The 14,612-nt window shown below is 69.3% G+C and carries 13 protein-coding genes; 10 read left to right on the top strand and 3 right to left on the bottom strand.

What is annotated here, in order from left to right; genetic code table 11:
• Positions 1–38 precede the first annotated feature (38 nt).
• Entirely contained in the window at positions 39–1,082 is a 1,044-nt protein-coding gene (locus AMS67_RS03845; protein WP_082305271.1) for a PLP-dependent cysteine synthase family protein, read from the top strand.
• A 79-nt stretch (positions 1,083–1,161) separates the two neighbouring features.
• On the opposite strand, the gene AMS67_RS03850 is transcribed toward AMS67_RS03845, so the two are convergent.
• Together AMS67_RS03850 and AMS67_RS03855 are read right to left on the bottom strand one after the other, a co-directional pair.
• Positions 1,162–2,343: a MalY/PatB family protein gene (locus AMS67_RS03850; protein ID WP_053386191.1), complete on the bottom strand. Its 1,182-nt coding sequence runs from the start codon at positions 2,341–2,343 to the stop codon at positions 1,162–1,164.
• Positions 2,340–3,530 (bottom strand): pyridoxal-phosphate dependent enzyme, encoded by a 1,191-nt coding sequence (locus AMS67_RS03855; RefSeq protein WP_053386192.1) that lies wholly within the window; start codon positions 3,528–3,530, stop codon positions 2,340–2,342. Before AMS67_RS03855 ends, AMS67_RS03850 begins: the two co-directional genes overlap by 4 nt.
• Before the next feature lie 273 nt (positions 3,531–3,803).
• Between AMS67_RS03855 and AMS67_RS03860 the strand changes: the two genes are divergently transcribed.
• The 6 genes from AMS67_RS03860 to AMS67_RS03885 all read left to right on the top strand — a co-directional run bounded on the left by AMS67_RS03860 (position 3,804) and on the right by AMS67_RS03885 (position 11,703).
• Complete coding sequence (locus AMS67_RS03860) at positions 3,804–5,177, top strand: MFS transporter (RefSeq protein ID WP_053386193.1); 1,374 nt, start codon at positions 3,804–3,806, stop codon at positions 5,175–5,177.
• A 179-nt stretch (positions 5,178–5,356) separates the two neighbouring features.
• On the top strand, positions 5,357–6,310 hold the full coding sequence (locus AMS67_RS03865; RefSeq protein WP_241487984.1) for a proline iminopeptidase-family hydrolase: 954 nt from the start codon (positions 5,357–5,359) through the stop codon (positions 6,308–6,310).
• Between the two features lie 232 nt (positions 6,311–6,542).
• A complete protein-coding gene (locus tag AMS67_RS03870) occupies positions 6,543–8,003 on the top strand; it encodes an APC family permease (protein WP_053386194.1) in 1,461 nt (486 codons plus the stop codon).
• On the top strand, positions 8,000–9,409 hold the full coding sequence (locus AMS67_RS03875; RefSeq protein WP_053386195.1) for a class-III pyridoxal-phosphate-dependent aminotransferase: 1,410 nt from the start codon (positions 8,000–8,002) through the stop codon (positions 9,407–9,409). Before AMS67_RS03870 ends, AMS67_RS03875 begins: the two co-directional genes overlap by 4 nt.
• 279 nt (positions 9,410–9,688) lie before the next feature.
• A complete protein-coding gene (locus AMS67_RS03880; protein WP_053386196.1) occupies positions 9,689–10,768 on the top strand; it encodes a linear amide C-N hydrolase in 1,080 nt (359 codons plus the stop codon).
• An 8-nt stretch (positions 10,769–10,776) separates the two neighbouring features.
• Entirely contained in the window at positions 10,777–11,703 is a 927-nt protein-coding gene (locus AMS67_RS03885; protein WP_053386197.1) for an FUSC family protein, read from the top strand.
• Between the two features lie 55 nt (positions 11,704–11,758).
• Here AMS67_RS03885 and AMS67_RS03890 read toward each other — a convergent pair whose 3' ends face one another.
• Complete coding sequence (locus tag AMS67_RS03890; protein ID WP_053386198.1) at positions 11,759–12,094, bottom strand: hypothetical protein; 336 nt, start codon at positions 12,092–12,094, stop codon at positions 11,759–11,761.
• 81 nt (positions 12,095–12,175) lie between these two features.
• On the opposite strand from AMS67_RS03890, the gene AMS67_RS03895 reads away from it, so the two are divergent.
• The 3 genes from AMS67_RS03895 (at position 12,176) to AMS67_RS03905 (ending at position 14,591) form a co-directional block, all read left to right on the top strand.
• Positions 12,176–12,805 carry a TetR/AcrR family transcriptional regulator gene (locus tag AMS67_RS03895; protein WP_053386199.1) on the top strand — a complete coding sequence of 210 codons (630 nt, stop codon included), beginning with the start codon at positions 12,176–12,178 and terminating at the stop codon, positions 12,803–12,805.
• 176 nt (positions 12,806–12,981) lie between these two features.
• Entirely contained in the window at positions 12,982–13,353 is a 372-nt protein-coding gene (locus AMS67_RS03900) for an ArsR/SmtB family transcription factor (protein WP_053386200.1), read from the top strand.
• Positions 13,350–14,591, top strand: coding sequence for an MFS transporter (locus tag AMS67_RS03905; protein WP_053386201.1), 1,242 nt, complete (start codon positions 13,350–13,352; stop codon positions 14,589–14,591). Before AMS67_RS03900 ends, AMS67_RS03905 begins: the two co-directional genes overlap by 4 nt.
• Positions 14,592–14,612: the final 21 nt, after the last annotated feature.

A 14,612-nucleotide genomic window follows, 5' to 3' on the forward strand; every position in this document is an offset into this window, starting at 1 on the left:
ACCGCGGAGCCCCGCGGGGCACACCGTGAGGAGCACAGATGACCGCGATCGAGACCGCCGATTCCGTCGACACCGTCGGCGACGCAGCCGCCAGCGTTCGCGGCAGTGCTCCCGTCGAAGCGAGCGTTGCCCGCCCGATCGCGCACGACATCACGGAGCTCATCGGCAACACGCCGCTGCTCGAACTGCATCGATTCGCCGAGCGCGGGGGAGCGCAGGCGCGCATTCTGGCGAAGGTCGAATTCTTCAACCCGTTGTCGAGTGTGAAAGATCGCATCGCGTGGGCCATCATTCGCGATGCCGAGGCGCAGGGCGATCTGCGGCCGGGGAAGACGATCGTCGACATCACGAGCGGCAACACCGGGATCGCGCTCGCCGCCATCGCCGCCGCACGCGGCTACCCGACGAAGTTCTACCTCGGCGACAACACGAGCCCCGACAAGCGCAAGATTTTGGAGGCGCTCGGCGTCGAACTCGTCTCGGTGCCGAACGGCATCTTCATCGACCCCGATGGGCTCGCCGAACTGTTCGAGAAGATCGAGCAGGAGAACCCGGACGCATACATTACGAACCAGCTCTCGAACCCGGTCAATCCGCAGACCCACTACGAGACGACGGGGCCAGAGATCTGGCGCGATACCCGCGGTGAGATCGACGTGTTCGTCGCCGGTGTCGGCACCGGGGGCACCGTCTCGGGCGCCGGCCGGTACTTGAAAGAGCAGAACCCCTCCGTTCGCGTCGTGGTCGCGGAGCCGGGGGAGGCGTCGCTGCCGAGCGCAGAGCAGACCCACCCCGCCGAGATCGACGGCGTGCACCAGGTCGAGGGGATCGACGAAGATCAGCTGCCCCCGAACTACGACGCGACCGTGCCCGACGAGATTCAGCAGGTCGAGGCCGAAGAAGCGTATGCGACCGCGCGCACCGTGCTGCGCGAAGAGGGGCTCTTCGTCGGCTCGTCGGCCGGGGCGACGCTCACCGTGGCTCTGCGCCTCGCGCGCCTCCCCGAGTACGCGGGGAAGACGATCGTCGCGGTGATCCCGGACACGGGTGAGCGATACTTGTCGGCCGGAGTATTCGGGTAACCCCGAGCCGGTCGACTTCAGACTCCCACCCATCCCCTCTGCGCAAGCAGCACGTGGGGTGTGGGGATGGGTGAGTGGTTCATCGAGGTGTGGGCCCCGCGGGGAGCGCGGCCGCGATGCGCGCGAAGGTGTCGTCGAGGATCGCGCCCGGCGTCGCGAAGTTGAGACGCAGGAAGCCCCGGAAATCGCGCCCGCAGTGCCGGCCGTCGGTCGCGGCCACGTTCGCGTCGCGCAGCAGCAGCCGTTGCAGGCTCTCGCGCACCTCGTAGGCGCGGAGGTCGAGCCAGCCGAGGTAGGTCGCCTGCGCCGGCACGAGACGGGCGAGCGGCAGGTGCTCGGCCGCGAGCCGGGCGAAGCGGTCGCGATGGCCTTGGAGGTGCGCGACGAGGTCGTCGAGCCAGTCGCGGCCCTCGTCGAATGCGGCGATCGTGCCGAGCACGCCCAAATGGCCGGTGGTGTGCGACGGCCACCTCCCGATCTGCGGCCAAGCCTTCGCGTCGGCCGGGTTCGAGAAGATGATCTGCGAGCACTTGATGCCCGGAATGTTCCACCCCTTCGACGCGGAGGTCGCGGTGATGGTGTGCGCCGCCGCCTCGGGCGAGAGGGTGGCGTAGGGAACGTGCTCGCGTTCGTCATAGATGATGGGGGCGTGGATCTCATCGGCCCACACGCGCCCGCCGTGCCGCTCGACGATGTCGACGAGCGGCAGGAGCTGTTCTCTGGTGAACACCGTGCCGGTGGGGTTCGCTGGGTTCACGAGGACCAGCAGGCGCGCGCCCGCCGCGAAGGCGTCGTCGATGCGCTGGTAGTCGAACTCCCAGGTGTCGTCGCGCTGCAGCAGCGGCGTCTCGACGACCTCGCGACCGTGATCGCGCAGCAGAGTGAAGAACGGCATGTAGTTCGGGGTCGGCACGACAACGGGGGTGCCGGGCTCGGTGTAGTGATCGAGCGTGATCTCAAGGGCGGTGAGCACCTCGGGCAGCACGCCGATCTGCTCGGCAGGTACCTCCCACCCGTGCCGGTGCTGCAGCCACCGAGACAGGGATTCGGCGACGAGTTCTTTCTCGCGCTTCGTCGAGTAGCCGAGCGTGCCGTGAGCGACGCGCTCCTGCAGCACCCGGGTGACGGCGGGGGCGGTGCCGAAGTCGCTCTCGGCGATGAACGAACCGATCGTTCCGGGGTGGGTGGTCCACTTCGAGGAGCCGCGCGCGAGGAGCTCGTCGGCCGTGAGCTGCTCGAACGCGGCGAACGTCTCGCTCACGCGCCCGCTCCGGTATCGACGGGAGCGGCGCTCGCGCGGGGCAGATCTTCGGCGTACGCAAAGAGCCCGGGAGCCCCGCCGGTGTGTAGAAACAGCACGTCGGCATCAGCAGCGTACGCCCCCGCCCGCACCCCGGCGATGAGCGCGGCGGCCGCCTTCGCCGTGTACACCGGGTCGAGGAGCACGCCCTCGGTGCGCGCGAACAGCTCGATCGCTTCGATGGCGGCGGGCGTCAGCGCTCCATAGGCGTCGCCCACCTGATCGTGGCTCAGGATCGCCGGGTCTGCCGACGCCTCCTCCACGTTCGCAGGGGCAGAGCCAGCGACAGCCGCACCCGCACCCGCACCGAAGCGAGCGAGCACCTCGTCGCGGTGCGCCTCGACCCCGGCCGCGAGTTCGGGAGCGCCGGGCGACACGGCGACACCGTGCACGCGAGGCCGGCCCGCTTCCGGAAACAGCTCGCGCCCGGCCAGAAGTCCGGCCTGGGTGCCGCCGCTGCCCGACGCGACCACGATCTCGTCGAACGTGAGGCCGCGCATAGCGAGCGCGGCGATCTCGGCAAACGATTCGACGTAGCCGAGTGCGCCGGTCGGGGTCGACCCACCGCTCGGAATGAAGAATGGGGTGCGCCCGGCCGCGCGCAGTCGCTCGAGTGCTGCTTCAGCGGCAGCGCGCTCGGGGTGCGGGTCTTCGGGGGTCTCGTCGACGTACTCGACCGCGGCGCCGAGCAACTCGTTGAGCAGCACATTGCCCGAGCGGCGACGCCCCACCGAGATGCCGGCCGGCACGCGCAGCACGAGCAGCGCGTCGAGGCCGGCGCGAGCTGCGGCCGCAGCGGTCTGCCGGGCATGATTCGACTGCACGGCGCCGACCGTCACGAGCGTGTCGGCCCCCGCCGCGCGCGCCTCGGCGATGAGGTACTCAAGCTTGCGCGCCTTGTTGCCGCCGAGGGCGAGGCCGGTCTGATCGTCGCGCTTGATCCAGAGGCGCGGCCCGCCGCCGAGCGCGTCGCGCAGTCGATCGAGTCGGTGCACCGGGGTGGGGCCGAACACGAGTGGCTCGCGATGCCGGCGCAGGTGCGGCAGTGCCGGGTCGGTCGCCGCTGCGAACCAGGGTTCGAGCAGCGTATCGACGGCCCGGTGATCCGGCACCAGCGCGAACGGGTGCTGCGAGAGCGATTCGGTCATGCGAGAACTCCGTTCGGGTGATCACGGGGACGTGCGCACGATGCTACTGAGCGCCACCGACAATCGCCGGAGTGCTGCGGCGCTCGCGTCACACGGCGTCGCACACCGTCACGAACGGTCATGCTCGCCCGCGAACTTGGAGGCCCGTCTAACCTCGACATCATCGCGGCGATCCGGATGGTTCCGGTGCGCGGGTCATACCGAGGAGTAGCGGGTTCGAATCCCGCCGTCGCGTCGAATGGAACCGGCCGCCCGGAGCCGGAAAGGGAGCCCGTGGAACACCGCAAGGCCGCCCTGCTCAGCTGCGTCGGGGCGGGGTTCGCCACGCTGCTCGACGCCGCCGTCATCGCCTACACCGCGCCGGCACTCGTCTCGGGATCCGGCGCCTCAGCCGCCACCGTGCAGTGGTTTCTCGCCGTGTACTCGCTGACGTTCGGCCTCGGGCTCGTGCCGGGCGGGCGCATCGGCGATGCCCTCGGCCGCCGTCGGCCGCTGCTGCTCGGCCTCGCGCTGATTCTCGTCGGGGCGAGCACCTCGGCCCTCGGCCCCGTCGCCGTCACGCTCATCGCCGGGCGCCTCGTGCAGGGACTCGGTGCCGGGCTGGTGAGCGCTCAGGTGCTCGGCCTGATCCAAGATCACTTCCACGGCACGGAGCGGATTCGCGCCTTCGGGGCGTACACCGCCGCCGGTGCTGCGGCGGGCATGGCGGGACCGCTGCTGGCCGGGGCGGTGCTGCTGCTGGCCACGCCCGACCCTGCCTGGCGCATCGTGCTGCTGCTGCCGGTGCCCGCCATTTTCGCGACGATCTGGATCGTCTGGCGTCAACTGCCCGCCGACCCGGTGCGAGCGCGCGGCCCCATCGCGCTCGATCTGCCCGGCATCGCCCTGCTCGGCGGCATCGTCGTGCTCATCACGCTGCCGGTGATCGACCCCGGGCTGCCCGTCGCGCTCACTGCCGGGATCTTCGCGATCGTCGTCGTGCTCGCCATCGCGCTCGTGTTCTGGGAACGCCGCTACGGCCGCCGTGGTCGATTGCCGCTCTTCGCCCCGGCGCTCATGCGCGAGCGCGGCTTCCTCGCGGGCAATGCGGTCGCGATGCTCTGGTTCGGTTCGCTGCTCGGCTCGAGCACGGTGCTCACCATTTACGTGCTGCAGCACCTCGGCACCCCGGCGCTCCTGCTCGCCGCGCTGATGCTGCCCGGGGCCGCCGCTCGCCTCGTCGCCGCCCGGTACAGTGCCCGGGCATTCGCACGGTGGGGAGCGCCGCTGGTGACGGGCGGGGTCGGTGCGGAGAGCGTGGGCATGCTGCTGCTTGCGGGCGGTGCGTTGGCGCTGGATCCCGCACCATTGCTCGTGCTCATCGTCGTGGTGCAGGTCGGCCTCGGCATCTGCAGCGGAGTCTCCGAGCCCATGATTCGCGTGCTTGCCCTCGCCCGAGCGCCGCAGGGCATGGCGGGGGTGGCCGCATCGTTTCTGCAGCTCACTCAGCGTTTGGCGGCGACGCTCGCGGTCGCGCTCGGCACGGGGATCTTGCTCGCCGGCGGCACGTCTGCGGCGTCGCTCGCCACCGCGCTGATCATCTTCGCCGGATGCGCGCTGGTTGCCGCGCTCGCGACGCGGCAACGGGAGTTTCGCACCGCGGTGTGAAGCGGGGTGGCCCGGAAGCGGGGTGCACACGAACGAGCGCGCGTTGACGCAAAAGTGATCGCGGGCGGGCGCGATTCTTCTCTACCGTTGAACCCAGACCGGTCGCGACATCGCGCCGCGCACCGGCCCCGCCCTCGGCGCATCGGAGCCCGAGGGCCGTCTGCGAGCAAGGGAGCACCGTGACTGATCTGAACCCGACCGACGCGACCGCGACCGCGACCGCGACCGAAGTGACGGTTGCCGAGGGCACTTGCGAGTGGCGGGAGGGCAGAACCTACTTTCGCATCGCCCGTGGCGTCGCCACCGCCGGGGCTGGTGCACGCATCGCCCCGGGCGAGGTTCCGCTCATCGCTGTGCACGGCGGGCCCGGGTGCACGCACGACTACCTGCTGAGCCTTGACGATCTCGCGCAGGATCGCCCGGTCGTCTATTACGACCAGCTCGGCAGCGGGCGCTCCACCCACCTGCCCGACGCGCCCCGCGACTTCTGGACGACCGAGCTGTTTCTCGAGGAACTCGACACCTTGCTCGCGCACCTCGGTGTCGAGCAATACGACCTGCTCGGGCAGTCGTGGGGCGGCATGCTCGGATCGGAGCACGCGGTGCGCCGACCGCGCGGGCTGCGCCGCCTGGTGATCGCCGACTCGCCGGCATCGATGCCGCTCTGGCGCGAGGCGGCGCTCGGGCTGCGCGCCGAGCTGCCGGAAGCGACGCGCGACGCGATCGCGCACTTCGAATCCATCGGCGACTTCACGGCACCCGAGTACCTTGCCGCCTCAGACGTGTTCTACGCCCGCCACGTCTGCCGCGTGCAGCCGCTGCCCGCGCCGGTGCAGCGCACGTTCGACCTGCTCGACGCTGATCCGACGGTCTATCACGCGATGAACGGGCCGAGCGAGTTCATGGTGATCGGCTCGCTTCGCGACTGGAGTGTGATCGACCGGCTCGACCGCATCGAAGTGCCGACGCTCGTGCTCAACGGAGCCTACGACGAAGCGACCGACGCCGTGGTGCAGCCGTTCGTCGAGCGGATTCCGCAGGTGAGCTGGGTGCGCTTCGAAGCGTCGAGCCACATGCCCCACTGGGAGGAGCGCGAGGAGTTCATGCACGTGGTGGGGGAGTTTCTCGGCTGAGGGGAGACTCGCGGAGCGGGGTCACTTTGGGACGGTGCGCCGCCGGCGACACGCTCCCAAAGTGACCCCGCTCGCAGGCGGGGGGCAGGGGTGCGCCTCCACTGCACCCGCACTGGTGCATCTCGGCCCGCAGGAGTACTCTATTGCAAAACATGAATATCTTTCATGTTTTGCGGACGCCAGCGCTGGTGCCCGCTCCCCACCAACACCGTCGTTCGTGCAGGAGCTCCCCATGACTCACACTCCAGACCCCGCCTTACCCCGGCTGCAGGGCAGCCTGGGGGTGACGAGCATCGTGCTGATGGTCGTCGCCGCGGCCGCCCCGCTCACCGTCGTCAGCAGCAACGTTCCCCTCGCCATCGCGCTCGGCAACGGCAATGGCGCCCCTTACGCCTTCATCATCGCGGCCGTCGTGCTGCTGCTCTTCTCCGTCGGCTTCGTCGCGATGTCACCGCGCGTCACCAACAGTGGCGCGTTCTTCTCGTACGTCGCCCTCGGGCTCGGTCGCCGCCCCGGCAACGCGACCGCGGCGATCGCGCTCGTCGCCTACACATGCATCCAGTGCGCGGTGTGGGGCTTCCTCGGGGTCGCCACCAACTCCCTCGTCTCCGGATACGTCGGCGTCGACCTTCCCTGGTGGGTCTACTCATTCCTGTTCATTGCGATCACGGCTCTCCTTGGGTACCGCCACATCGAGCTCAGCGCCAAGGTGCTCGGCGTCGCGCTCGCCGCAGAGATCTTGATCGTCGTCGTGTACGACGCGGTCGTCTTTGCGACGAGCGGTGGGGCGAACGTCGGGGGATCCTTCGCGCCGCTCAGCACCGTCTTCGACCCCGGCGTCGCCGCGGCCATCACCTTCGCGATCGCCGGGTTCATGGGGTTCGAGGCCACGGTCGTGTTCCGCGACGAGGCGCGCGATCCGGATCGCACCCTGCCCCGCGCCACGTACATCTCCGTGCTGCTGATCGGCGGCTTCTACGCGATCTCGGGCTTCGCGCTCATCGCGGCCGTGCACCCCGGGCAGGCGGTCGACCTCGCGGTGACCTCGATCAACGGCGACGGCACGATGCTCACCGACTCGATGCAGCAGTACCTCGGCGTGGCCACGGGGCACATCGTGCAGGTGCTGCTCATCACGTCGCTCTTCGCGTGCGCGCTGTCGTTCCACAACGTCATCGCCCGCTACCTGCTCGCGATGAGCCAGAACGGGTTGCTGCCGGCGCGGGTCGGCGCGATCCATGCGAAGCACCGCTCGCCCTCGACCGCCTCGCTCACGCAGTCGGTCAGCGCCGCCGTGCTGCTGCTCGCGCTCGTGCTCATCGGCCTCAACCCGATCGCCCAGATCTACGGGTTCATGGCCGGCGTCGCGGCCGTCGGATTCCTGCTGCTCATGATCCTGACGTCGATCGCCGTGTGGGTGTACTTCCGTGGGGCGGCGGCGCGCGGGCGCAATCTGTGGCGGTTGCGCATCATCCCCGCGATCGCCGTGCTGGTGCTCGTCGCGACCCTCATCATCGTGCTCAGCCAGTTCACCCTGGTCACCGCGCTGTCGGTGCCGGTGAGCGTGGTGATCGCGGCGGTTCCGGCGGTGGCGGGCCTTGTCGGGTTGCTGCTGCGGGGTGGGGCGGATCGCCCGGCCTCCGGTGATCCGGCACCCGAACTGCAGACCGCACCCCGAAAGGAACCCGCATGACCCGCGACACCGCCGCCCATTCCGCCGCCGAGACCGCGCCCGCAGTCGCAACCGCACTCGCCGAGTACGACTACGCCATTCCGATCGAGGCCCGCCGCGACGACTACGACCCGATGCGCGTCGTCGATGCGCAGGGCGCCTGGCTGACCCTCGCGGATGGTCGCCGCATCCTCGACTTCCACAGTCAGTACATGTGCGTCGGCATCGGCCACAAGCACCCGCGCATCACGGAGGCGCTGCACCGCGCGGTCGACGGCATCGACTACGTTAGCGAGATCATGCTGCACGACTCGCGAGTCACCGCGGCGCGGCTGCTCACGCAGGAGACCGGCGACCCCGAGCACTGGGGCGGCTGCCGCTTCGTGTCGTCGGGGTCGGAGGCGGTCGAAATGGCGATCCTCATCGCCCGCACGGTGACGCAGCGGCCACGGATCGTGGTCGCGCAGGCCAGCTACCACGGGTGGACGTCGAGTTCGGCGGCCGCGACCTCCCTGCCGCACATGCGCAATATCTTCCACGCTGCGGATCCCGATGCGTACCTCAGCGTGCCGACCGACCAGCCGCCCTACCTCGCCGCGCCGACGCCCGGGCCGCTGGCCGACGACGCCGAGGTGGCGCGCTGCCTGATTGAGACCGAGCGGCTCATCCGCGCGCAGGGACCCAACCAGGTCGCCGCGTTCATGTTCGAGATCTACAAGGGCGCAGCCGGATTCCGCGTGCCCGACGCCTACGTGCAGGGCATCCGCGAACTCACGACGCGGCTCGGCATCCTCTGGATCGACGACGAAGCGATCGCCGGCGCCGGGCGCTCGGGCAAGTGGTGGGCGTACCAGCACACCGGCGTCGCACCCGATCTGCTCGTCACCGCGAAGGGCATCGGCAGCTCGGCGGCGCCGGCCGGGGCGGTGCTCGTCTCGCGGGCGATCAGCGACGTGCTCAACGCGGGGGTCTGGTACTCGGTGTCGACGAATTCGGGGCACCCGCTCGCGACGGCCGCGATCACCGCGACGATCGAAACCGTCAACGATGAGCGGATTCTGGATCGCGTCACCGAGCTCGGAGCGCGCATCGAGGCGCGATTGCGCGAGATGCAGGATCGCCACCCCACCATTGCCAGCATCAGCGGGCGCGGATTCGGCTGGGGCATCGACATCACCTCTCCCGCGGGTGAACGCTTCTCGCCGCACGACCGCTGGTTCGTGCCCGGCCTCGACGCGGCGCCCGCCTTCAACGCCGCCGAGTTCGTCGCCGAGGAGTGCCTGAAGCGCGACATGCTCACGTTCACGTTCACCGCGAACACGCTCACGATCGCGCCGCCGCTCAGCTCGACCGCCGACGACATCGAGTTCGGGCTCGACGCGCTCGACGCAGCATTCGGGGCGCTCGAGGAGCGGTTGGGGGTGTAGGGGTGGTCTGCGCTGAGCGGGATCTGCGCTAAGCAGGGTCTGCGCTCGGCCGGCTCCACACTCAGCGGGTGATCTGCGCTCAGCGGAACCGACCTGGCCTACGGGGTTCCGCTGAGTGCAGATCTTCCTCTGAGCGCAGACGGTGGCGGGTCGGGCAGCGCGAACGCACCCGCCACTGTCGCGCCAAATCTGGTGCCCCGACCAACTCCCGGGATAGGCTCGGCACAGCGGCGTCTCAGGGGCGTTGCATGGAGTCCATCGAGAGAACCGGGGCAGAGCATGTGCACACGAGTCGTTTGGCCGGACGCGAACGGATCGGTCATCGTTGGCCGCAACATGGACTTCCACATGGATCTGCTCACCAACCTGTGGAAGTATCCGCGCGGCATCGAGCGCACTGACGGTGTCGACGGAGAGCTGACGTGGACGTCGACCTACGGCAGCATCGTCGCGACGGCCTTCGACCTCGTCGCGACCGACGGCATGAATGAGGCGGGCTTCGCCGGTCACATTCTGTGGCTGGCCGAATCCGACTACGGCACGCCGGGGGCGAGCGCGACGCAGCTCAGCCAGGCGGTCTGGCTGCAGTACTATCTCGACAACTTCGCGACGGTCGCCGAGGCGGTTGCCTGGACCAATGAGTCGCAGGTGCAGATCTCACAGCTCTTCGACCCGACCGGCCACCTCGTGCCGACGCTGCACCTTGCGATCAACGACGCGACGGGTGACTCCGCGATCATCGAGTACACCGATGGCACGCCGCGGGTGTACCACAGCCGCGACTACCAGGTCATGACGAATTCGCCGACCTTTGACCAGCAGCTCGAACTCGTGCGTCAGTACGAGGGGCTCGGCGGCGACCGCCCCCTGCCCGGTTCGACGCTCGCCACTGATCGCTTCGCCCGGGCGTCGTACTACGTGCAGCACCAGGTGCAGCCGAAGACGCAGGTCGACGCGATCGCGGCGATGTTCAGCATCATGCGCAACGCGGCCCAGCCGTTCCGCACCCCCGAACCGGGCAAACCCGACGCCTCGCAGACGATCTGGCAGGTCGTGCTCGACCTCACGAACAAGCGCTACGTCTTCGAGTCGACGACGAGACCGGGCATCGTCTGGGTCAACCTCGACGAGCTCGACTTCGCTCCTGGCTCGGGAGCGCGCAAGCTCGAGCTGGTCAGCCGCTTGGCGCTTGAGGGAGGGCTCACCGGCAACGTCAGCGGTCAGTTCGTCGACGTCGGCGAAGACGCGCTGAGCGTGCTCGCGACCGGGGTGACCGCGCTCGAGTATGTCGCGAAGAAGCGCGATGATTTCGCGGCGATCGCACGCGCGGTGCAGCAACTCGTCGGCTCCGGGAAGTAACCCTCGCGGTGACGGCGAGGCACCTGCTCGTCGCGTGCGCGCTGGTTGCGCTCGCGGCGGCGATCCTCGGCGCGAGCCGACTCGCTATCGGGCCGAACACCGCCGCGGCGGGTTTCGTGACGATTCTCATGCTGCTCGCGGTGATGCGCGCCGAGAGCTGGCGCGTGCGTGCGCAGGCGGCCCTGTGGGCGGTGCTGGTTGCGCTGCTCGGGTATATGGTCGGCGGGCACGGGCTCGTGGCGACGCTCGTTGCGCTGGTGGTGGTGTCGCTCGTGCAGGGCATCGTGACGGTGGGGGAGACGGCGCTGCTCACCCGCTCGCCCGTCAATCTGCTCGCGTTCGCGTCGCTGGGCCAGTCGGGTGCGCAGCTCTGGAGCGTGGTGCTCGGATCGTGCATCGGCGCGGTTGTGGTGCTCGGATTCTCACTCGTGACGCGTTCGCGCGAGCGGCGGCTGGTCGATCCGAAATCGATGTCGGATCGCCTCGCCTATGGCGTCGCCACGGCTGCGGGCGCGGTCGTCATCTCGGTGGTCGGCGAGCTCGTGCATTTTCCGTACACCGGGTGGGCGCTGCTGACGTTCGCCCTGGTGCTCTCGTTCGCGCCCGAGCAGCGACTGGAGCGCGGGTACGCTCGACTCGTCGGATCGGTGGTCGGCGCCGTGCTCGCGACGTTGCTCGCCCAGCTGCCGGCACCGGTTCCTCTGATCGCCGCGGTGGTCTGCATGGTGCTCTGCGTCGCGTTCCTGAACGCGGGAGACTACCGGCGGTTCGTGCTCTTCCTGACACCGGCGGTGCTGCTCACCACGTCGTCGGAATACTCGGCGGTGGCGCTCGGAGTGCTGCGCGTGGAGGCGGTGCTGTTCGGTGCCGTGGTCGCGTTCGCGTGCGTCTTCGCCATGCGGCGATGGGGGTCGCGCCGCATCATGGGCAGCTGACGCGTACGCGCAATTCCGAGCCCTCGATGCGAGCACCGACCGCGTGCTCCCGGCACTACCGCGCGAGGAAGAAGCTCGAGACGTGGAAGTTCACGATGTAGAGCGGAATCGCGAGGAGCGGCACGTAGCTGCCGCGTTGCCGCTCGACGAGCAGCACCGTGCCGCAGATGCCGGCCGCCACGCAGATGATCGCCGGCCCAAAGAGGAGGGCGCCCGAGAAAAACGGATTCACCTGCGCTTCGAGCGCTGGCAGCAAGCCGAAGTGAGCGAACATACCGGCGAAGGTCGCGCCGGCCGCGCCCACGACCATGCAGACGACGCCGAGCCAGAACCGCATCGGCAGGTCGCCGAGGTGCACCGGCTCGGGGTACGCGTCGCGGCTGCTCGTCATGCGCAGCAGCCTAGCCGCGTTGCGCCTTGGTAGCGTGGGCGTAACCGGCCGCGCTCGCCGCCGGCCCAGAGAGGAGCTGCGATGACGCACGTTCGACGGCTCCCCTCACAGGCCCGCAGCGAGGCGAAGGTGGCGCGCATGCTTGAGGTGGCGCAGCGCATCATCACCACCGACGGGGCCGAGGCCGCCACGACCACGCGCATCGCCGCCGAGGCCGACGTCTCGGTGGGCACGATCTACCGGTTCTTCGCGAGCCGCGAGGGGCTGCTGAATGTGCTGGTGGGGCGCGAATTGGACGAGTTGGATCGCCGACTCGCCGCAGCCGACTACTCGCTCGGTGGCGCGGATTGGGCCGAACGCGCTGACGCCGGGGCCGACGTGATGATCGAGTTCGCCGATGACCCCGGGCTGGCCTTCCGCACACTGATGTACACCTCGACCCTCACCGGCGAGATCGCCGCGACGAACCGCGAGCACGACCTGCGGATGGCCCACCACCTCATCTCCGGCCTGCCGCAGCGCGCGCTCGACGCGATGCAGCCCAGCCCGCTCGCCGTCATGCACCTGTACCTCGGCATCCTCGACAAGGGGATGGAACTCGCGTTCTTCCGCCCCGGGCACCGCGATGACGCGATCATCGCTGAGATGAAGCTCGCGGCGCGCACCTTCCTGGCGCAGTATCTTGACGCGGCGGATCGCCCGGCCCGCTAACGCGTTACCCTCAGCGGCGGATTTGCGCTCAGCGGCTCAGATCGAGGCTGAACCATTCCTCTGGGTGCAGATTTTCTGCTGATCGCAGCTGAGCGCCGCTCCTCGGGCCACCCTGGCGAAGGTGAGCGATATAGTGTTACTATCTGCGTATGAATGCGGATAAGAGAGTATGTGGCATGAACCCCAGCTCGGAGTTCGTTGACCTCGCCGCCGAGGTGCTGGGGCTGCTGGCCGATCCCACGCGCATCCGCATCATTCTCGCCTTGCGGGGTGCGGATGAGCTTCCCGTCAACGCGCTCGCCGAAGCGGTCGGCAAGAAGCCGTCGGGAGTCTCGCAGCACCTCGCCCGACTGCGCATGGCGCGCATGGTCACGACCCGGCAAGAGGGCACCAGCGTGTACTACCGGCTCACCGATGAGCACGCGCTCGCGCTCGTCACCGAAGCCATCAAGCAGGCCGAGCACGCGGTGTCGAACGGCCAACTGCCCCCGCACCATCACGCGCCGCAGGGTGAGGCGATCCCGCACACGGTAGACGGCCGCGCATGATTGCGGTGCTGCGCAACGCGACCTACGCCAAGCTGTTCGCGGCGCAGATCATCGCGCTGCTCGGCACCGGCCTGCTCACTGTCGCACTCGGCCTGCTCGCATTCGAGATCGCCGGCGGCGATGCCGGCATCGTGCTCGGGATCGCCATGACCATCAAAATGGTCGCCTACGTGGCGGTCGCGCCGGTCACCACCGCGCTCGTGTCGCGTCTGCCGCGCCGGCCGGTGCTCATCGCCTCCGACCTGCTGCGCGCCGGCGTCGCGGTGTCGTTGCCCTTCGTCACCGAGGCGTGGCACATCTACGTGCTCATTTTCGTGCTGCAGTCGGCGTCGGCGACGTTCACGCCGACGTTTCAGGCGGTGATTCCGTCGGTGCTGCCCGACGAACGCGACTACACCCGGGCGCTCTCGCTGTCGCGACTCGCCTACGATCTCGAATCGCTGGTGAGCCCCGTGCTGGCGGCGGCGCTGCTCACGGTCGTGGCGTATCACGACCTGTTCGTCGGCACGGTGATCGGCTTCCTGGTGTCTGCGGTGCTCGTGATGCTGTCGCGATTCCCGGTAATCGTTGCGCCTGCCCCGGCACCGTTCATCGATCGGCTGACGCGCGGCGTGCGCGCGTTCTGGGCGAGCGCCGAACTGCGCGGACTCATGGGCCTGAACCTCGTCGTCGCCACGACGACGGCGATGGTCATCGTGAACACGGTCGTCGTGGTGCGCGGCGAGCTCGGTCGCAGCCAAGCCGATGTCGCGCTGCTGCTCGCGGCGTACGGTGCTGGGTCGATGATCGTTGCGCTTGGCATGCCGAAGCTGCTCGAGTCGCTGCTCGACCGCCGCGTGATGCTCGGCGGCGGCATGGTGTTGCCCGTGCTGCTGCTCGGGGTCGTGGGGGTGCTTGCGGTGCCGGTCGGCGGCGATGCCGCATGGCGCTGGATCGCGCTGCTCGTGCTGTGGCTGCTGCTGGGAGCCGCGACGTCGACGATTCTGACGCCTTCGGCGCGCTTGCTGCGCCGCGCGAGCGACGAGGCGCACCGCCCGGCTGTGTTCGCGGCGCAGTTCTCGCTCTCGCACGCGTGCTTCTTGGTCACCTATCCGCTGGCCGGTGTAGCGGGTTCGGCGTTCGGGCTCCCAGTGGTGGGCAGTGCGCTCGTGGTGCTGGGCGCCGTCGGGGCGCTCTTCGCGCGGAGCCAGTGGCGGTCGCAGCGCGCTAGGCAGGCGCACCTGGTGCGATTGGGGTAACTTCGGACCAGTGCGCGGCCC

It is taken from the genome of Leucobacter japonicus (assembly GCF_001273855.1).
Classification (GTDB): Bacteria; Actinomycetota; Actinomycetes; order Actinomycetales; family Microbacteriaceae; genus Leucobacter; species Leucobacter japonicus.